The organism is Arthrobacter sp. MOO21 (assembly GCF_057369995.2).
Genome location: NZ_CM170671.2, coordinates 2,824,999 through 2,843,721 on the forward strand (window position 1 = coordinate 2,824,999; position 18,723 = coordinate 2,843,721).

Consider the following 18,723-nt stretch of genomic DNA (forward strand, 5'->3'; position numbering starts at 1 on the left):
GGAAACGTATTCGGGTTAGTCTGATTAACATGAATACGGCCGCGGCCAAAACCAGGGCTTACAGTTCGCCGAAGCGGGCTTCTTCCGCCGCCGAGACGGGGCGCCGGATCCTGCAGGCAACGCTGGAGCTTTTCATGGAGGGGCCGCTCGCCGACGTAACCCTGAACGCCGTCGCGGACCGCGCAGGGGTCACCGTCCAGACCGTCATCCGCCGCTTCGGTGACCGGATGGGCCTGATCCACGCCACTGCTGAGTTCGCGTCCACCGGGGTTGCCGCCCAGCGCGGTGCCGCCCCCTCCGGGGATGTCCCTGCCGCCGTCGGCAACCTCGTGGAGCATTACGAAACCACCGGTGCCCTGGCGCTGAAGCTGTTGGCGGAGGAGCAAACGTCGACGGTCCTCGCCGAGATCACCGCAGGCGGCCGGCGCCTCCACAGGGAATGGTGTGAACGCGTCTTCGCGCCGTTCCTGGCGGACGACTATCTGCCGGCCGGGGTGGAGCGGAAACGCCGCGTCGCCCAGTTCGTCGCGCTGTGCGACGTCTACACCTGGAAGCTGCTCCGCCTCGACGCGGGGCTGGGCAAGGACCAGGTGGCGCTTTCCCTGATCGAAATGCTGGAGCCCTTCACCCGGAGGTCCTGATGTCCACCATCCTTGCCTACACGTCGCCGGCCATCGGCCACCTCTTTCCCATGGTGCCGCTGCTCCTGGAACTGAAGGCCCGCGGCCACGAGGTCCACGTGCGCGCACTCCGCCAACAGATCCCGATGCTCCGCGGGGCCGGGTTCCAGGCCCAGGCGGTCGATGACAGGCTTCTCGCCGTGGAGGCCGTGGACTACCGGGCAGGGAATGCGCGGGCTGCCTTGGCGTCCAGTGTTGAGACCTTCACGGCCCGCGCCCGCTTCGACGCACCCGATCTCCGTGCCGCCATGGATGCCGTCAAGCCGGACCTGCTGGTGGTGGACATCAACTCCTGGGGTGCCCGGATCGTGGCGGAGGCGTCGGGGCTTCCCTGGGCCACATTCAGCCCGTACACGCCCCCGCTGACGTCCCGCGGCACCCCGCCGTTCGGTCCCGGGCTCGATCCCATGCCCGGACCCCTGGGGCGGGGCCGGGACGCACTGGCGCGCCGCCTGGTGATTGGCGCCGTCGAGAAACTGATGCTGCCGCGCGTCAACTCGCTGCGTGCCGGCCTGTCCGGGGGCAGCCTTGCCCCGGTCAAGGGCGCCGATGAGATGTTCAGGACCGCCCCGCTCCTGCTCGTCACCACCTCGGAGCCCTTCGAGTATCCGCATCCTGACTGGGGGCGCGATGTCCGCATGATCGGGGCGCTGGGGTGGGAACCGCCGTCGCCTCCGCCGGCCTGGCTTGGGGACGCCGCGGAGCCCGTCGTGCTGGTTACCACCTCGTCCGAGTACCAGGCGGACGAGGCCATCGTGCGGGCCGCCCTGGAAGGCCTGGCTGCGGAGCCATTCACCGTCGTCGCCACCGTGCCCGCGGCGGAAACAGGCTCCGCCGGTGCGGCACGGGCATCGGGCACCGCCGGCTTCGGCAGCGTTCCGGCGAATGCCCGGCTGGAACACTTCGTCCCGCACGGCCAAGTCCTGGAGCATGCGGCCGTGGCCGTCACCCACGGCGGCATGGGGGCCACACAGAAGGCCCTGTCCAAGGGAGTTCCGGTGGTGGTGGTGCCCTTCGGGCGCGACCAGCACGAGGTTGCGGCGCGGGTGGTGGCGGCCGACGCCGGCATCAGGCTCAGCCGCAAAAACCTCTCCCCGGGTACGCTCCGCGCGGCGGTCCGGAAGGCATTGGCGAAAAAGGAAGGGGCCCGCCGGGTTGCTGCAGGCTTCACGGCCGCCGGGGGAGCAGCAGCAGGAGCGGACGCCCTGGAAGAGCTGGTCCGGGTACACCCATGACACGGGGTTCTTGGCCAGCTATGCTGGCTTGGGCACCCCCGAGCCCTGCATAGCCGGACCAAAAGTCCAGGGCGCGGGACCGAATGCGCACGGCCTGGAACGGCCGCCACATGCTTGCACACAACGGGAGTTCGATGACGAACCTGCTCCAGCCTGAACCGCTCCAGCGCGCTGCGCTGGCCGGGCACGAGCACCTGGACGCCGCCTCCGGGGGCACGCCGGAGCTGCCCGGGCTGCGCAACCTCATCAAGGAGTCCTGGCAGCGCTCCGCCAGCCTCCGGGCCAACCCGGACAACCCCGCCGCGCCGCTGGCCCTCGACTGGGACGAGCTGGAGGACTATCGCCGGCAGCACCCCCTGGCCGCGATCATGCCGGTCATCAACAAGCTCCTGGTCCAGCCCAGCCACGACAGCGGGCTCCTGGTGGCCGTAGGCGACGAAGTGGGCCGCCTCCTCTGGGTGGACGGAGACCCCACGCTGCAGCGCAGGGCCGAGGGCATGATGTTCGTGCCCGGCGCCGACTGGTCCGAGGCCAGCGTCGGCACCAGCGCCCCCGGGACCGCCCTCGCCCTGGGCCGGGGCATCCAGATCTCCGGTGCGGAGCACTACCAGCGCACGGTCCATCCCTGGAGCTGCACCGCCGTCCCGTTCCACGACCCCGACTCCGGCGCGGTGCTCGGCGTCGTGGACATCACCGGAACGGCCACCGCCGTCGCGCCGCACACCTTGTCCCTCGTGGAGGCCACCGTCGCCGCCGCGCAGGCGCAGCTGCGCGTGGAGCGGCTGCAGCTCGCCGCGGACCTGGCGCGGAAGCCAGTACGACGCCGGTCCCCGTCCGCCGCTGCCAGGCAAGGTAAAGGTGCCACGGAAGGCAGCCTCTACCGCAACAGCCTGCAGCTGCTGGGCCGTGACCAGGCGCTGCTCAGCCTGGCCGGCAAGACGGTTGCGCTGTCCGCCCGGCACAGCGAAATCATGGCGCTGCTCAGCACCCACAAGGACGGGCTCTCGGCCGAGGAACTGGGCTCGCTGCTGTATCCCGGCGAAGGGTCCACCATCACGCTCCGGGCCGAGATGGTCCGCCTCCGCAAGGTCCTCCAGCAGCTCAACCCGGAAGCCGTGCCCGGCTCGCGGCCCTACCGGCTCCCGCTGGACGTGGTGCCGGACACCGGCCAGGTACTGAGCTGCCTGCAGCGCGGGGCCCACCGGATCGCCCTGGAAATCTACCGCGGGGCGGTGCTTCCGCGCTCGGAGGCGCCGGGCATCGTCGAACTGCGGAGCAGGGTCTCCTCCCTGCTCCGCGAGGCAGTCCTCACCGACGGCAGCGCCGAGTCGCTGCTCAAGTACGCCGAGCTGCCGGAGGCAAGGGACGACGTCGGCGTCCGCCGGGCCGCGCTCCGCCTCCTCCCGCCGCGCTCACCCCGGCGGGCCGCCCTGGTCGCGGACCTGGAACGGCTGGAAGCCGAACTCCGCGCCTGAGGCTGCGGGCGCCGTCGTACCTTCCATGCGTGCTTTCCATGCCAGGTGACGTGCGTCACCCGGTTGCAACCTTGCTGCAACCTGCCCCCTCCTACGCTGGCTCCAATGGCGAAAGCCTGGGATTAGCAAAGGAGCTAGCAATGACCGTTTACGCACAGCCCGGCACCGAGGGTTCGAAGGTCACTTTCAAGGACCGGTACGAGAACTGGATCGGCGGCGAATGGGTGGCCCCCGTGAAGGGGCAGTACTTCGACAACATCACCCCCGTCACCGGGAAGGCCTTCTGCGAGGTGGCGCGCGGCACCGCGGAGGACATCGAGCTGGCGCTGGACGCGGCACACAAGGCGGCCCCGTCCTGGGGCAAGACCTCCGTCGCTGAACGCGCCGCCATCCTGAACAGGATCGCGGACCGCATCGACGAAAACCTCGAAATGCTCGCCGTGGCTGAAACCTGGGACAACGGCAAGCCCGTCCGTGAAACCCTCAACGCAGACCTCCCGCTCGCCGCCGACCACTTCCGCTACTTCGCCTCGGCTGTCCGGGCGCAGGAAGGCAGCCTCTCGCAGCTGGACGACGACACCACCGCCTACCACTTCCACGAACCGCTCGGCGTCGTGGGCCAGATCATCCCCTGGAACTTCCCCATCCTGATGGCCGTGTGGAAGCTGGCCCCCGCGCTCGCCGCAGGCAACACCGTGGTCCTCAAGCCGGCCGAGCAGACGCCGTCGTCCATCCTGGTGCTGATGGAACTGATCGGGGACCTCCTGCCCGCCGGCGTGGTCAACGTGGTCAACGGCTTCGGCGTGGAGGCCGGCAAGCCGCTTGCCTCCAGCTCCAGGATCCGCAAGATCGCGTTCACCGGCGAAACCACCACCGGCCGGCTCATCAGCCAGTACGCCAGCCAGAACCTCATCCCCGTCACCCTGGAACTGGGCGGCAAGAGCCCCAACATCTTCTTCAACGATGTGGCCCAGGAAAACGACGCGTTCTATGACAAGGCCCAGGAAGGCTTCGCGCTGTTCGCCTTCAACCAGGGCGAAGTCTGCACGTGCCCTTCCCGCGCCCTGGTCCAGGAGGACATCTACGACTCCTTCATGGCCGACGCCGTGGCCCGGGTGGAGAAGATGATCCAGGGCAACCCGCTGGACACCGACACCCAGGTGGGGGCGCAGGCCTCCAACGACCAGCTGGAGAAGATCCTTTCCTACATCGACATCGGAAAGCAGGAAGGCGCCAAGGTCCTCACCGGCGGCGCCCGCGCCGAGCTGCCGGGCGACCTGGCCGGCGGCTACTACGTCCAGCCCACCGTCTTCGAAGGCCACAACAGGATGCGGATCTTCCAGGAGGAGATCTTCGGACCCGTCGTGGCGGTGACGAAATTCAGCGACTACAACGACGCCATGGGCATCGCCAACGACACCCTCTATGGCCTCGGCGCCGGTGTCTGGTCGCGCAACGGCAATGTGGCCTACCGCGCCGGCCGCGAAATCCAGGCCGGCCGCGTCTGGGTCAACAACTACCACGCCTACCCGGCAGGGGCCGCCTTCGGTGGCTACAAGTCCTCGGGCATCGGGCGCGAGAACCACGCCATGATGCTGGACCACTACCAGCAGACCAAGAACCTCCTGGTCAGCTACAACGAAAACAAGCTGGGCTTCTTCTAGGCCCTGCTGCCCTACCTCCGCTACAACGACGCAAGGATTTCGCCAATGACGACGACAATGCAAGCAGCAGTAGTAACCACATTCGGCTCCGACCTCTCCGTCCAGGACATCGCCATCCCCCAACCGGGGCCCGGGCAGGCGCTGGTCAAGGTGCTCACCACCGGTGTCTGCCACACCGACCTCCACGCCGCCGAAGGCGACTGGCCGGTCAAACCGACCCCGCCGTTCGTTCCCGGCCACGAAGGGGTGGGCGAAGTGGTGGCCCTGGGCGAGGGCGTCACCGACCTCGCCATCGGCGACCTGGTGGGCAACGCCTGGCTGTGGTCCGCGTGCGGCGACTGCCAGTACTGCCGCACCGGCTGGGAGACCCTCTGCGAGGCCCAGCAGAACGGCGGCTACAGCGTGGACGGCTCCTTCGGGGAGTACATGCTGGTGGACTCGCGCTACGCGGCGCGGATACCGGCGGGATCCGACCCCGTCGAGGTGGCACCGGTGCTCTGCGCCGGCGTCACCGTGTACAAGGGACTGAAGATGACCGAGGCCCGGCCGGGCCAGTGGGTCACGATTTCCGGGATCGGCGGACTGGGACACATCGCCGTGCAGTATGCGGTGGCGATGGGCCTACGGGTTGCCGCCGTGGACATCGCCGACGACAAGCTCGCGCTCGCCAAGGCCCACGGCGCCGAACTGGCCGTCAACGCCCTGCACGAAGACCCGGCGGAAGTGATCCAGCGTGAAACAGGGGGTTGCCATGGAGTCCTGGTTACTGCGGTGCACCCGTCCGCATTCGGGCAGGCCATCGGGATGGCCCGCCGCGGCGGCACCATCGTGTTCAACGGGCTGCCGCCGGGGGACTTCCCGGCGCCGATCTTCGAGATTGTGCTCAAGGGACTGACGGTCCGCGGCTCGATCGTCGGCACCCGGCAGGACCTGGAGGAAGCACTGGATTTCTACGCCCGTGGCAAGATCCATCCCACGGTTTCCGTGCGGGAGCTTTCCGAGGTCAACGCGGTGTTCGACGAAATGAAGCACGCCAAGATCGACGGCCGCGTGGTGCTGAGGTTCTGATGCCGGCCCAGGGGATCGAGGCCGCCGCGACGCTGCCGGGGGAGGAGTTCTCCCGGGTGGCGCTGACGCCTGACGCCGTGGCGCTGCTGCAGATGCTGTGGGACCGGCACGGCCCGCTGATGTTCCACCAGTCCGGCGGCTGCTGCGACGGGTCCTCACCCATGTGCTATCCGGCGGGGGATTTCATCACCGGCGGCTCCGACGTCCTGCTCGGGCTGTTCGACCTGTCCGACGGCGTGGCCCCGCGGCCCCTGGAGTTCTGGATGTCGCGGGAGCAGTTCGAATACTGGAGCCACACACACCTCACAGTGGACGTGGTTCCGGGCCGGGGTAGCGGGTTTTCGGTGGAGGCGCCGGAAGGCAAGCGCTTCCTCATCCGGTCCACGCTGATGGACTGGCCGGCCTGAGGAATTCGGTCAAAATACGTTCGGGGCTCTCCATTCGGAGGGCCCCGAACGCGTTTTCCAGAACAAAGTTCGGAAAACCGGCCGTCTCACCATGTGGGACGATTGGGGCCGTCCACTGGATGGACACTATCGTTGATAGGTCTGTTTCCATCACAAACCAGGATTGTGATTCCCCAATGAATCTTCTCCGGACCAAGTCCATTGAGCAGTCCATGGCCGACGCCGATGAGCCCGGACGCAAGCTCAAGCGTTCCCTCAGTACCTGGGACCTCATGATTATGGGCGTCGCCGTGGCAGTGGGTGCCGGTATCTTCTCCGTTGGCGCCAAGGCAGCTGCCAACTTTGCCGGTCCCGCCGTGACCGTGTCCTTCGCGGTCGCCGCCGTCACCTGTGCGCTGGCCATCATGTGCTACGCAGAGTTCGCCACCGCCATCCCCGTTGCCGGCTCCGCCTATGTTTTCACCTACGCCACCATGGGCGAGCTCCTCGCCTGGATCATCGGCTGGAACCTGATCCTTGAGCTGTTCACCGCGGCCGCCGTGATCGCCAAGTACTGGGGCATCTACCTCAGCAAGGTGTTTGCCCTGATGGGCGCTGATATCCCGCCGGCCATCTCCCTGGGCGGTGTGGACCTGTACTGGGGCGCCTTCCTGATCGTTGCCATCTTCACCGTGCTGCTGGTGCTCGGCACCAAGCTCTCAGCCCGGGTGGGCAACATCTTCACCCTCATCAAGATCGGCGTCGTGCTGTTCGTGATTGTGGTGGGCTTCAGCTATGTGAAGTTCGAGAACTACACGCCGTTCGTTCCCGCTGCTGAGCCCACGGCCGGAACCGGTGCCGCCGATGTCCTGAAGCAGTCCTTCTTCGGCTTCCTCACCGGCGCCGCCCCCGCCCAGTACGGCACGCTTGGCATCTTCGCCGGCGCCGCCCTGGTGTTCTTCGCCTTCATCGGTTTCGACGTGGTGGCCACCTCAGCGGAGGAAGTGAAGAACCCGCAGAAGACCCTGCCCCGCGGCATCTTCGGCGGCCTGGCGCTGGTGACCCTGCTGTACATCCTCGTTTCCCTGGCCCTGACCGGCATGGTGTCCTACACCCAGCTCGCCGAGGCCAAGAGCCCCACCCTCACCACTGCGTTCGAAGCGGTAGGGGACACCTCGGCCGCCAAGGTGATCGCCTTCGGGTCCCTGGTGGGCCTGACCACCGTGATCATGGTGCTCCTCATGGGCCTGTCCCGCGTGGTCCTGGCCATGAGCCGCGACGGCCTGCTGCCGCGGTCGCTGTCAAAGACCAGCGAGAAGCGTTCGACGCCGGCCCGCCTCCAGATCATCTGCGGCGCCGCGGTGGCCCTGGTGGCAGGGCTGACCAACGTGGACCTGCTGGAGGAAATGATCAACATCGGCACGCTGTCAGCCTTCGTGGTGGTCAGCCTGGGCATCCTGGTCCTCCGCAAGAAGCGCCCGGACCTGAAGCCTGCGTTCCGTGTACCGTTCGGCAAGGTGCTGCCGATCGTGTCGGCCGTGCTGTGCCTGTACCTGATGACCAACCTCGCCGTGGAGACGTGGATCTTCTTCGCCTTCTGGCTGCTCCTCGGGCTGGCCATCTACTTCGCTTACGGCCAGCGCCACTCGCGGCTCAACGAGCGCTTCGCCGAGGCAAGCGCCTCGGTCAACCGCGCACCCCAGGCAGACCCCGCCGCCGCTGCCGGCCGTGACGACGAGGACGAGTTCAGCCGCGCCTGAGCTCCTCCGCAACACCTGCCGTTTCTGTCCGCCCGGACTTTGCCCGGGCGGGCAGACGCGTATCGGGCTCCGGGCGTTTCCGGCCCGCCGGTTCCGGGCTCCTAGGATGGAAGCATGGCACGTCCCTCCCGGTCCGAACGCAAGGCCGAACTGCTCACCGCCATCCTCGACTACCTGATGGACAAGACGCTCGCGGAGCTGACCTTCCGCAGCCTCGCCGAAGGCCTGGGCGTGAGTGCCTACGTACTGGTCTACCACTTCGGCAACCGGGACCAGCTCATCAACGACATCGTCGCGTCCATCGAATCCCGGCTGGACTGGATGCGCAGCACCGACGTCCGCGACATCGACCGCGACGCATGGCGGGCGTTCCTGCTGGACTCCTGGCAGTGGACCATGGCGCAGCGTAACCGCCACCTGACCAGGCTCGAATTCGAGGCGACCGCACAGGACATCGTTGCCGGCGAGCCGCGCGGGAGTTCGCAGGAAAACTTCCGCCTGCTGCACCACAAGACCCGGGACTGGCTCATGGTGCAGGGGATCGCGGAGGAGTATGCCGACACCGACGCCCGGCTCTTTACTTCCACCTTCTACGGCCTGCAGTTCGACTTCGTGGTGATGAATGAGCCGGAAGCCGCCACCAAGGCCTTCGAGCTGATGCTGGCGGTCTTCTTCAACAACCTCGACACCCGCCTGGCCGCCGCCGCGCAGGGCGCCTGACGCCTGCCGCGGGGCATGCACCTACGGCGCCGCGTACCTCCCCACCCATTCCACGAGGGGCCGCAGCTGCCGCCACCTTGCCGCGACCTCGTCCTGGACTGCGGGCGTGGAGACCCACTCCGGCTGGCCCACTTCCACCCCTGCCGACAAGGACTTGTGCTTGAGCAATTCGGCGCGCGGGTGGTCCCTGGCGAAACCGCGGGGGACGGTTTTGAGCTTCTCGCCCTCGATGGTGAAGCCGGCGCCCGCCACGGCATCGACGATCTCCTGCAACGCGGCGCCGCTCGCCGAGGCGTCGGTGGCGGCCCGGAACCTGGCCAGCTGTGCGGGCGTGTGGGAGTGGTAGCCGCCGCCGATCAGCAGCCCGTCCGCGCTCACCTGCAGGTAGAACCCCACCCCCTCCTGCCGGGTGGAGAAGGCGCCCTGCGCGGTCTTGTACGGTGACTTGTCCTGCGAAAAGCGGACGTCCCGGTAGGGCCGGAACAGCCTGGCCGGCCCGAACTCGGGTTCCAGGCCGGCGAGGAGTTCGGTGAGGGGTTCCTTGACGGCGGAGTCATAGGTGTCCTTGTGCCCGAGCCACCATTCACGGTTGTTGTTCTCTTCCAGCTCCGCGTAGAACCGGAAGGCCTCCGGCGGGATGCCTGCGAATGTGTTCATGGATGGAGCCTAGGGCCGGGCCGCCGCAACCGGCCAGGCTCCGCGCACCGTATGTGCAAAACCCTATGTGCAAAACCGCTCTTTAAACGGCAGGACACCCCGCCCGGAAGACCGGGAGGGGTGTCCTGACGAAGCCCGAAATTGGCAGGACCGGATGGTTCCCGCCGTGGGGGGGCAGTACTAGCCGATCTTGTTGGCTGCTTCTGCCTCGGAGAGCGGAGCTGCACCAAGGTTTGCGCGCAGCTTGGCACCGAGTTCGGCGTCGACGTTGGTCCAGTACTGGATGGCGCGTTCCTTGATGTCGGAACGCTTGACGCCGCCTACGGCGCCGGTGATGGTTTCGAGGAAGCGGGCCTTGGTGGCCTCGTCGTAGACCTCGCGGTACAGCGCACCGGCCTGGACGAAGTCGCCGTCCTCGGCGTGGAGGGAGTGCGCGGCGAGGGTCAGCTCGCCGTCGTTCTCCCAGCCGCCGGCGACGTTCTGCGGCTCAACCGCAGCCGGGCCGCCAAAGGTGTTGGGTGCGTAGACCGGAACGGAAGGCGCGTTGAACAGGAAGCGTCCCTGGCCGTCCTGGCTGTAGTTGTTCACCTGGTTCTTCGGCTGGTTCACCGGGATCTGGGCGTGGTTGGTGCCCACGCGGTAGCGGTGCGCGTCGGCGTAGGAGAAGATGCGGGCCTGCAGCATCTTGTCCGGGGACGCGGCGATGCCCGGCACGAAGTTCGACGGCGCGAAGGTGGCCTGCTCGATCTGCGCGAAGTAGTTCTCCGGGTTGCGGTTCAGCTCCATGGTGCCGACCTTGATCAGCGGGTAGTCCGCGTGCGGCCAGACCTTGGTCAGGTCGAACGGGTTGAAGCGGTAGGTCTTGGCGTCCTCGTACGGCATGACCTGGACGTGCAGGTCCCAGGAGGGCAGGTTCCCGGCTTCGATGTTCTCGTGCAGGTCGCGGATGTAGAAGTCGGCGTCGGAACCGGCCAGGGCCTCGGCCTGCTCGGAGGTCATGTTCTTCACGCCCTGGTTGGACTTGAAGTGGTACTTGACCCAGAAGCGCTCACCGGCGGCGTTGATCCACTGGTAGGTGTGCGAGCCGTAGCCCTGCATTTCACGCCAGGAGGCGGGGAGGCCGCGGTCACCCATCAGCCAGGTGACCTGGTGGGCGGACTCGGGGGACAGGGTCCAGAAGTCCCACTGCATGTCGGCGTCGCGCAGGTGGGTGCCCGGCAGGCGCTTCTGGGAGTGGATGAAGTCCGGGAACTTGATGCCGTCGCGGATGAAGAACACGGGGGTGTTGTTGCCCACGAGGTCGTAGTTGCCCTCGCTGGTGTAGAACTTCACGGCGAAACCGCGCGGGTCGCGCCAGGTGTCCGGGGAACCGTTCTCGCCGGCCACGGAGGAGAAGCGGATCAGCATCTCGGTCTCGACGCCGGGCTGCAGGAACGCGGCCTTGGTGTACTTGGAGACGTCCTCGGTGGTCTTGAACGTACCGAATGCACCGCCGCCCTTGGCGTGCACTACGCGCTCCGGAACCCGCTCACGGTTGAACTGGGCGAGCTTTTCCACCAGGTAGTGGTCAGTCAGGATGATGGCACCATCGGCACCAACTGACTTCGAGTGCGCGTCGGACGTAACCGGCGCACCTGACTGGGTTGTTGAAACGGCAGTCATTGTTCTCCTATTTCTTTGTTTCTTGTAAGGGACGACTGGGGAGGAAGTTGTTGGGCCCGCTGGCAGTCCTGGCAGATGCCCTGGTACATGACATCCGCGATCTGGATGGTCATCGGCTTGGCGTCGGGGTTCCAGTGGGGCGTGAGGCAGGGAGCATGGCCGACGGCGCAGTCCACGTCCTCCACTCGGCCGCAGCTGATGCAGATCGCGTGGTGGTGGTTGTCGCCCACGCGCGTTTCATACAGGGCGGGGGAGTGGGGAGGTTCGAACCGGCGCAGCATGTGCAGGTCCGTCAGGTCGCCGAGGACGACGTACACCGACTGGGCAGTCAGCTCGGGCAGTTCGGTGCGGGCCGCAGCCAGGATGCTTTCCGCCGGGGAGTGGGGGTGGCGATCGACGGCGGCCAGTACGGCAAGCCGCTGCTTGGTCACCCTGCGGCCGTGGGCACGCAGGGCCGCTGCCCATGCTTCCTGGCCGTCGAAGTGCTCCGTCATGGCTCCATTGAAGCACTTATTATTAGTAAGTCACAATAAGGCGTGGCTAACCTGTCCGTGTCGCCCGCTAGGGTTGCCGGGTGGGGAAGATTCTGGCCGACGTCCGGCCGCTCAAGGAAAGCCCGGCATTCCGCCGGCTCTGGCTGGGATCCGCGGTGTCCGCCGTGGGGAGCCAGCTCACCCTGGTGGCTGTGAGCCTTGAGGTCTACCGGCTGACGCACGACAGCTTTTACGTGGGCCTGCTGGGCGTTTTCGCGCTGGTGCCCCTGGTGGTGGGCGGCCTGATGGGCGGGTCCATCGCGGACGCGCACGACCGCCGGCGCATCGCCCTGCTGGCCTCCGCGGTGCTGTGGCTGACCACCGGCCTGATCGCGCTCCAATCCTGGCTGCAGCTGGGCAGCGTCTGGGTCCTCTATCTCCTTGTAGCACTGCAAAGCGGGGCGCAGGCCATCAACCAGCCGGCCCGCAGCGCCATCATCCCCATGCTCATCCGCAAGGAACTACTGCCGGCTGCCAACGCTCTCAGCATGCTGTCCATGGGCCTCGCCATGACCGCCGGGCCGCTGCTGGCCGGCGTGCTTGTTGCCTTGTTCGGGTTCGGCTGGACCTACACGATCGACTTTGTGAGCTTCGCCTTCGTGCTCTGGGCGGTCTACCGCCTTCCGCCGATGCCACCGGCCGGAACCCGCAGCAAGGTAGGGCTCCGATCCGTCATCGAGGGGTTCCGGTTCCTGGGCACCCGGCCCAATCTCCGCATGACCTTCATCATCGACCTCATCGCCATGGTCCTGGCCCAGCCGCGTGCGTTGTTGCCGGCCGTCGCCGCCCTGTCCATCGGCGGCGGGGAGGCGACGGTCGGCATCCTGCTCGCGTGCACCGCCGTCGGGGCTTTCCTCGCGGGCCTGTTCTCCGGCCCACTGGGGATGGTCCGCCGCCAGGGGACCGCCGTCGTCATCTCCGTCATGGGGTGGGGCGCCTCCATCGGAGCGTTCGGGCTGGTGGTGCTGCTGGCCGGGCACGCGCCGGACGGCGGCGTGACACCGTGGCTGGTTCCCGCCGCCATCTGCTGCGCGCTGGCCGGCATCGCCGATTCGATCAGCAGCGTCTTCCGCAACACGATCCTTCAGGCCGCGGCCCCGGACCACCTGCGTGGCAGGCTCCAGGGCGTCTTCATCGTGGTGGTGGCCGGCGGTCCGCGCATCGGGGACCTGCTGGCCGGCGGCGGGACTAAGATTTTGAGTGAGGGCTGGGTCCTGCTGCTCGGCGGTGCGCTGTGCATCGCGGGGGCGTGGCTGGCGGCGAAACTGCAGCCGGGCTTCGGCAGGTATGACGCCCGGAACCCGGTGCCGTAGTGGACCGTTCCTTGAGCAAGGAGGAAACGTGCACAACCATCACAACGGCCTGAAGACGGCCGCGCTGTTCGGGGTGCTGTGGGCGGTGCTGCTGGGTCTTGGTGGACTTATCGGCGTCGGTACCCGCAGCTCCACGCCCATCTGGATCATGGCCCTGATCGGCGTCGGCACCACGTTCTACGGCTACTGGAACAGCGACAAGATCGCCATCCGCGCCATGCAGGCCATCCCGGTGTCCGAAGCCCAGGCCCCGCAGCTCTACCAGATAGTGCGCGAGCTTTCCATGCGCGCCAACCAGCCCATGCCGCGCATCTACGTCTCGCCCACCATGAACCCCAACGCCTTCGCCACCGGCCGCAACCCCCAAAACGCCGCGGTCTGCTGCACTGAAGGCATCCTGCGGCTCCTCGACGCCCGCGAGCTGCGCGGGGTCCTCGGCCACGAACTCATGCACGTCTACAACCGCGACATCCTCACCTCATCGGTGGCTGCCGCCGTCGCCGGCGTCATCACCTCGGTGGGCCAGATGCTGCTGTTCTTCGGCGGCGGCGACCGGCGCAATGCCAATCCGCTGGCGATGATCGCCATGGCGCTGCTGGCGCCCTTCGCGGCGTCGCTGATCCAGATGGCCATCTCACGCACCAGGGAGTACGACGCCGACGAGGACGGCTCCCAGCTGACCGGAGATCCGCTGGCGCTCGCATCAGCCCTGGCCAAGATTGAGCGCGGCGTCAGCCTTGCCCCGTTGCCGCAGGACCAGCGGCTGGTCAACGCCTCGCACCTCATGATTGCCAACCCGTTCCGGGGTGGCGCCATCAACAAGCTCTTCGCCACCCACCCCCCGATGCGCGACCGGATCTCCAGGCTGGAGCGGATGGCGGGCCGGCCGCAGTAGCCGGGACCCGCCGTCGGACGTGTCCTTGGGCGGCCAGGAACTCCTAGGTGAAGAGCCCCTCGCCGATGAAGCCGCCCGGCTTCACTCCGCCGGGGACGGCGAACAGGCCCGATCCGGTGTGTTTGAGGTATTCCACGGCCAGCGTGTCGCCCTTGGCCATGGCCATCTGCATGGGCACGTAGTGGGTCCGCGGGTCGGTGACGAAGGCGATGAAGAACAGTCCGGCGTCGAGGTGGCCCACGCCGTCGGAACCGTCGGTGTAGTTGTAGCCGCGGCGCAGCATCCGGACCCCGTTGTTCTGGCCGGGGTGGGCCATCCGCATGTGTGAATCGAGTGGAATCAGGGGTTTGCCGCCCTTGCCCTGCCGGGCGAAGTCGGGTTCGGTGAACTCCTCTCCGCCGGAGAGGGGCGCGCCTGTTCCCTTGGTCCGGCCGATCAGGCCTTCCTGTTCGCCCAGGGAGGTCCGGTCCCACGTCTCGATGTGCATCCGGATGCGGCGGGCCACCAGGTAGCTGCCTCCGGCCAGCCACGCGTCCTCCGGCCGTGAAGCCTTGGCCCAGACGTGCTGGTCCAGCAGCTGCCGGTCCTCGACCTTGAGGTTGTTGGTGCCGTCCTTGAAGCCGAACAGGTTCCGCGGGGTCTGCTGGGCGCGGGAGGTGGAGGACGTGCGGCCGAAGCCCAGCTGGGACCACCGGACCCGCACCTTCCCGAATCCGATCCTGGCCAGGTTCCGGATGGCGTGGACGGCCACCTGGGGATCGTCGGCGCAGGCCTGCACCACCAGGTCCCCGCCGCTGCGGGCAGGGTCGAGGTCGTCGCCGGGGAAATGCGGCAGGTCGATCAGGGCCTCGGGCTTCCGCCCTTCCAGGCCAAAGCGGGCCGCGCCGTCCTTTTCGAACAGGCTGGCTCCGAAACCGAAGGTCAGGGTCAGCTTTCCCGCGTTCAGGTCAAGCGCCTCCCCGGTGTCCTCCGGCGGCGCGCCGTAGGGCCCGTCCACAGCGCCCGTTGCCCCGGCAGGCCGGCCCTCAGTCAGCGCTGCCGCAGCCTCGGTCCAGTCCTTGAGTAACTGGACCAGCTCTTCCCGCTTGGTGGTGGTGACGTCGAACGCCGCCATATGGAGGCGGTCCTGCGCGGCAGTGGTGATGCCCGCCTGGTGGTCGCCGTGGAAGGGGACCACCGGGCTGTCGGCGGAAGGCGCCGGAGCCGCAGTGGCCGCCACAGCGTCGTGCCCCAGGAAGCCTGCGGCAAGCCCGGCGGCTGCACCGCCCAGCCCGGCGAGACTGAGCAGGCCGCGCCTGCTGACGCGCGGTCCCGCCGTCGGCTGTTCCGGTGCCGCAGCGCCGGCCGAACCGCGGGCCTCCGAAGCTGCCGCTCCTGCAGGCGGCTGGCCGCCGAACGGGCAGCCGGTCACAGGACCACCGCCGCGGTCAGCTTGGACAGCGGTTCCCCCAGCGCGTCAACCAGGGAGGCCAGCCGCTGGACCTGTTCCGGTGCCAGTTTGTCGTAGGAGGTGAAGCCGCCGCCCTGGGCGTGGGTGGCAAGCTCGGCCTGCAGGGCCGCGAACTTCTCGTTCAGCGAGGCGGCCAGGGCAGGATCCTTCTGCTGCAGCGCGGGCAGCAGGTTCTCAAAGGCGATCCGGGCTCCGTCGACGTTCGCCTGGAAGTCCCAGAGGTCCGTGTGCGACCAGATCTCTTCCTCGCCGGTCACCTTTCCGGTGGCCACTTCGTCGAGGAGTTCCTTGGCGCCGTTGCCCAGGTTGTCAGCGGTGAATTCGAGGGTGCGGGTACGCTCCACGAGGTCCTTGGTGTCGGCCACCAGCCGGTCGGCGATGGACGCGCGTTCGGCAGCGGTGAGGGCGGTGTAGTCCGCCGGCGGGAAGAGGTCCTTCTCCGCGCGGTGCCACCCGGTCCACTCCTGGCCGGGCTCGAGGTCGGCTTCGCGGGCGTCGAGCTGCGCATCGAGGTCCCCGAAGGACTCCGCCACCGGCTCGATCCGCTCCCAGTGCTGGCGCGTGGCGGCGTACAGGGACCGTGCCTTCTCTGCGTCCCCGGCGGCGAAGGCGGCGGCGAACTGCTGGGTGCCGGTGAGCAGCTGTTCGCTCTGGTCCTTGACGTAGGACGCGTACTGGCCGGTGGCGGTATCGAGCAGGTGCTGGAAGTCCGCGTCCGCCGAGGGCTGGTTGCCGGACTCGGTCACTTCCAGGGCGCCCCGGATGCCGTCGCCTTCCATGCCCGGCTTGCAGGCGGTGGTATAGGTGCCGGCCGGGGCGGTGACCACAAGGTTGCGGGTGAGGCCAGGGCCGATGTTCTCCACCTCGCCCACGATGCGCAGTCCGTCCGCTGCCAGCAGGTAGAACTCTGTCACCTCCGTGCCTTCGTTCTTGACGCTGAAGGTGAGGTTGCCGCTGGGCACGCTGCCGGCTGACACCTTGCATTCGGTGGCCGAGCTGACCACCTGGATGGCGCCGGGGGAGGTGTCGGCGGCCCTGGTGTTGTCAGTGCAGCCGGTGACCAGCAGGGGAACTGCCATGACGGCGGCAACCAGTGAAGTGTTCTTGGTACCGGGAGTGGCACGGGTGTTTTTGGGCAGGGTGAAGCAAGGCATGGGGTTTCCTTTGGTGCGGGTGGAGGGGGTCAGGCGGCCACTACGGCGTTGGCGGCAGCGTTGTTGCCGGTAGCGGCTGGACTGGGTGGTGACGTGCGGTTGGTGCGCAGGTAGAGGAACAGCACCGGCAGCACGTAGGCCAGCCAAGCGGCGGCCTCAAGCCAGGTGGTGGCGGGGGAGAAGTTCAGGGTGCCCTTGAGCAGCGTGCCGTACCAGGACGACGGCGGGACGGCGCCGCTGACATCGAAGGCCAGGACGTGCAGGCCAGGCAGGAAGCGGGCCTCCTGGAGGTCGTGGACACCGTACGCGAGGACTCCGCCCGCGATCACGATCAGCGCCGCTCCGGTCCAGGTAAAGAACCGGGAGAGGTTGACCTTGAGGACGCCGCGGTGCAGCAGGTAGCCGCATCCCGCCGCGGCCACGAGTCCCAGCAGGGCGCCGATCAGCGGCTGGGTGGACTCGCCGGTGGCCTTGGCGGCTGCCCAGAGGAACAGGGCCGTTTCCAGTCCTTCGCGGCCAACGGCGATGGCGGCGACGACGGCCAGGCCCCAGCCTGCTCCGCCTGCGGACCTGTCGACGCGCGACTTGAGGTCGCTGCCCAGGGTCCGGGCTGTACGCGCCATCCAGAAGACCATCCATGTCACCAGGCCAACGGCCACGATGGACAGGGTGCCCCCGATGGCTTCCTGCGCCTCGAACGTCAGGCCCTGGGGTCCGAAGGTCAGCAGGGCGCCGAAGCCCACGGAGACGGCAACTGCCGCGGCCACGCCCACCCAGAGGCGGGCAATGAGGTGGCGCCGGCCGGTCTTGGCCAGGTAGGCCATCAGCAGGACCACCACCAGGGTGGCTTCGAGTCCTTCGCGCAGGCCGATCAGGAAGTTGGCTGTCATGGAAATTCTTTCACTCAGGTAAGCCTTACTTAGGAAGGCCTAAGAGAGAGATTACCCGGCGGCTGCTATTACGCAAACTAAATGTGCGTTAATTCGGGTTGGTTACCTCCGGCGTCGGCCGCCCCGTCCGCATCAGGTGAAGTCTCCCGCTCAGCGCGTGGTCATCCCCGCTACGCAAAAAGGCCGGCACGCCCCATATCCGGGGTGCGCCAGCCTTTTCGGGTAGCTGCATACGCTTTGCGCGTCGAAAGCGACGCTGGGCAGGGGTTAGCTGCGGAAGTTCACGAACTGCAGGTCCGCTTCCTCGAAGTCCTTCAGCAGCGCCATGGTGGCCTGCAGGTCGTCGCGGGACTTGGAGGAGACCCGGAGCTCGTCGCCCTGGATCTGGGACTTGACCGACTTGGGAGCCTCGTCGCGGATCAGCTTGTTGATCTTCTTGGCCAGGTCCTGGGCGATGCCTTCCTTGATGGAAGCCTCCAGCCGGAATTCCTTGCCGGAGGCGTACGGCTCGCCGGTGTCCAGGGACTTCAGCGAGATGCCGCGGCGGATCAGTTTGGACTGCAGTACGTCCAGGACCGCCAGGACGCGTTCCTCGGAGTTGGCCTTCATGAGGATCTTCTCGCCGCTGAAATCCACTTCGGCGCCGACGCCCTTGAAGTCGTAGCGCTGGGCAAGCTCCTTCTGGGCCTGGTTCAGCGCGTTCGCCACTTCCTGCTTGTCCACTTTGCTTACGACGTCGAACGTTGACTCGCCTGCCATGACTCTCCTTTTGCTGGTGGGAGCCCTGTGCGGAGACAGGGCATGGATCTCTGCGTTCCAGCCTAATACGGATGGTCCGGCTGGTGGGGGTTGCCGTATTCACAGTTCCCTCCCAGCGGACGTACCGGGGGAACGAAGGAGGCCCGGGAAAAGTTGGAGCAAGTTGGACCAGTACGAAGGGAACTCCATGCACCGCAAAGCCGCCCGCTACGTCACCCGGACCACCGCAGCAGCAGCCACCTCGGTGGCGGCGGCCGCTGTGGCGGCCTCAGTGGTTTTCAGCCCCGTGGCGGACGCCTCTTCCCGGCTGGAGGGCGTGCGGGCAGACCTCCAGCGGGCAGTACAGCTGAACCAGATCACCGAAGAACAGGCACTCAGTTTTGAGGCGAAGCTGGCCGGCCGCATCCTGGGCGACGCCTGAG

General features: G+C 67.5%; 18 protein-coding genes. 11 read left to right on the forward strand and 7 right to left on the reverse strand.

Annotated features, from left to right (window positions below):
- Positions 1-29 precede the first annotated feature (29 nt).
- The 8 genes from AC2JAJ_RS13100 (at position 30) to AC2JAJ_RS13135 (ending at position 8,988) form a co-directional block, all read left to right on the forward strand.
- Positions 30-641 carry a TetR/AcrR family transcriptional regulator gene (locus tag AC2JAJ_RS13100; protein ID WP_486415530.1) on the forward strand — a complete coding sequence of 204 codons (612 nt, stop codon included), beginning with the start codon at positions 30-32 and terminating at the stop codon, positions 639-641.
- Positions 641-1,915 (forward strand): glycosyltransferase, encoded by a 1,275-nt coding sequence (locus AC2JAJ_RS13105; protein WP_486415529.1) that lies wholly within the window; start codon positions 641-643, stop codon positions 1,913-1,915. The genes AC2JAJ_RS13100 and AC2JAJ_RS13105 overlap by 1 nt, the downstream gene beginning before the upstream one ends.
- A gap of 134 nt (positions 1,916-2,049) precedes the next feature.
- Positions 2,050-3,390 carry a GAF domain-containing protein gene (locus tag AC2JAJ_RS13110; RefSeq protein ID WP_221386373.1) on the forward strand — a complete coding sequence of 447 codons (1,341 nt, stop codon included), beginning with the start codon at positions 2,050-2,052 and terminating at the stop codon, positions 3,388-3,390.
- Positions 3,391-3,530: 140 nt separating this feature from the next.
- Positions 3,531-5,054 (forward strand): acetaldehyde dehydrogenase ExaC, encoded by a 1,524-nt coding sequence (gene exaC, locus AC2JAJ_RS13115; RefSeq protein ID WP_486415528.1) that lies wholly within the window; start codon positions 3,531-3,533, stop codon positions 5,052-5,054.
- A 45-nt stretch (positions 5,055-5,099) separates the two neighbouring features.
- Positions 5,100-6,122, forward strand: coding sequence for an alcohol dehydrogenase AdhP (gene adhP / locus AC2JAJ_RS13120; RefSeq protein WP_486415527.1), 1,023 nt, complete (start codon positions 5,100-5,102; stop codon positions 6,120-6,122).
- Positions 6,122-6,529, forward strand: a complete 408-nt coding sequence (locus AC2JAJ_RS13125; protein ID WP_486415526.1) for a DUF779 domain-containing protein — start codon at positions 6,122-6,124, stop codon at positions 6,527-6,529. The genes adhP and AC2JAJ_RS13125 overlap by 1 nt, the downstream gene beginning before the upstream one ends.
- Positions 6,530-6,705: 176 nt before the next feature.
- Positions 6,706-8,268 (forward strand): amino acid permease, encoded by a 1,563-nt coding sequence (locus AC2JAJ_RS13130; RefSeq protein ID WP_221386376.1) that lies wholly within the window; start codon positions 6,706-6,708, stop codon positions 8,266-8,268.
- A 114-nt stretch (positions 8,269-8,382) separates the two neighbouring features.
- Positions 8,383-8,988 (forward strand): TetR/AcrR family transcriptional regulator, encoded by a 606-nt coding sequence (locus AC2JAJ_RS13135; RefSeq protein WP_221386377.1) that lies wholly within the window; start codon positions 8,383-8,385, stop codon positions 8,986-8,988.
- Positions 8,989-9,009: 21 nt separating this feature from the next.
- On the opposite strand, the gene AC2JAJ_RS13140 is transcribed toward AC2JAJ_RS13135, so the two are convergent.
- The 3 genes from AC2JAJ_RS13140 to AC2JAJ_RS13150 all read right to left on the reverse strand — a co-directional run bounded on the left by AC2JAJ_RS13140 (position 9,010) and on the right by AC2JAJ_RS13150 (position 11,801).
- On the reverse strand, positions 9,010-9,645 hold the full coding sequence (locus tag AC2JAJ_RS13140) for a DUF2461 domain-containing protein (RefSeq protein ID WP_486415525.1): 636 nt from the start codon (positions 9,643-9,645) through the stop codon (positions 9,010-9,012).
- A 180-nt stretch (positions 9,646-9,825) separates the two neighbouring features.
- Positions 9,826-11,307, reverse strand: a complete 1,482-nt coding sequence (locus tag AC2JAJ_RS13145) for a catalase (RefSeq protein WP_221386379.1) — start codon at positions 11,305-11,307, stop codon at positions 9,826-9,828.
- Positions 11,304-11,801: a Fur family transcriptional regulator gene (locus tag AC2JAJ_RS13150; RefSeq protein ID WP_221386380.1), complete on the reverse strand. Its 498-nt coding sequence runs from the start codon at positions 11,799-11,801 to the stop codon at positions 11,304-11,306. Before AC2JAJ_RS13150 ends, AC2JAJ_RS13145 begins: the two co-directional genes overlap by 4 nt.
- A gap of 80 nt (positions 11,802-11,881) precedes the next feature.
- Here AC2JAJ_RS13150 and AC2JAJ_RS13155 point away from each other — a divergent pair, with 80 nt between their 5' ends.
- Positions 11,882-13,153, forward strand: a complete 1,272-nt coding sequence (locus AC2JAJ_RS13155) for an MFS transporter (protein WP_486415524.1) — start codon at positions 11,882-11,884, stop codon at positions 13,151-13,153.
- A gap of 28 nt (positions 13,154-13,181) precedes the next feature.
- Complete coding sequence (htpX, locus tag AC2JAJ_RS13160; RefSeq protein WP_221386382.1) at positions 13,182-14,048, forward strand: zinc metalloprotease HtpX; 867 nt, start codon at positions 13,182-13,184, stop codon at positions 14,046-14,048.
- A gap of 43 nt (positions 14,049-14,091) precedes the next feature.
- Here the strand turns inward: htpX and efeB are convergent, their stop codons facing one another.
- The 4 genes from efeB to AC2JAJ_RS13180 form a co-directional block, all read right to left on the reverse strand.
- The gene (gene efeB, locus AC2JAJ_RS13165) at positions 14,092-15,459 is read right to left on the reverse strand and encodes an iron uptake transporter deferrochelatase/peroxidase subunit (protein ID WP_486415523.1); all 1,368 of its coding nucleotides are present in this window, start codon (positions 15,457-15,459) and stop codon (positions 14,092-14,094) included.
- Positions 15,456-16,652: an iron uptake system protein EfeO gene (efeO, locus tag AC2JAJ_RS13170; protein ID WP_486415522.1), complete on the reverse strand. Its 1,197-nt coding sequence runs from the start codon at positions 16,650-16,652 to the stop codon at positions 15,456-15,458. Before efeO ends, efeB begins: the two co-directional genes overlap by 4 nt.
- Positions 16,653-16,681: 29 nt before the next feature.
- Positions 16,682-17,542, reverse strand: coding sequence for an iron uptake transporter permease EfeU (gene efeU, locus AC2JAJ_RS13175; RefSeq protein WP_486415521.1), 861 nt, complete (start codon positions 17,540-17,542; stop codon positions 16,682-16,684).
- Between the two features lie 267 nt (positions 17,543-17,809).
- Entirely contained in the window at positions 17,810-18,301 is a 492-nt protein-coding gene (locus AC2JAJ_RS13180; protein ID WP_018769043.1) for a YajQ family cyclic di-GMP-binding protein, read from the reverse strand.
- Positions 18,302-18,488: 187 nt separating this feature from the next.
- On the opposite strand from AC2JAJ_RS13180, the gene AC2JAJ_RS13185 reads away from it, so the two are divergent.
- Positions 18,489-18,722, forward strand: a complete 234-nt coding sequence (locus tag AC2JAJ_RS13185) for a hypothetical protein (protein ID WP_221386935.1) — start codon at positions 18,489-18,491, stop codon at positions 18,720-18,722.
- The last annotated feature ends 1 nt before the right edge of the window (position 18,723 follow it).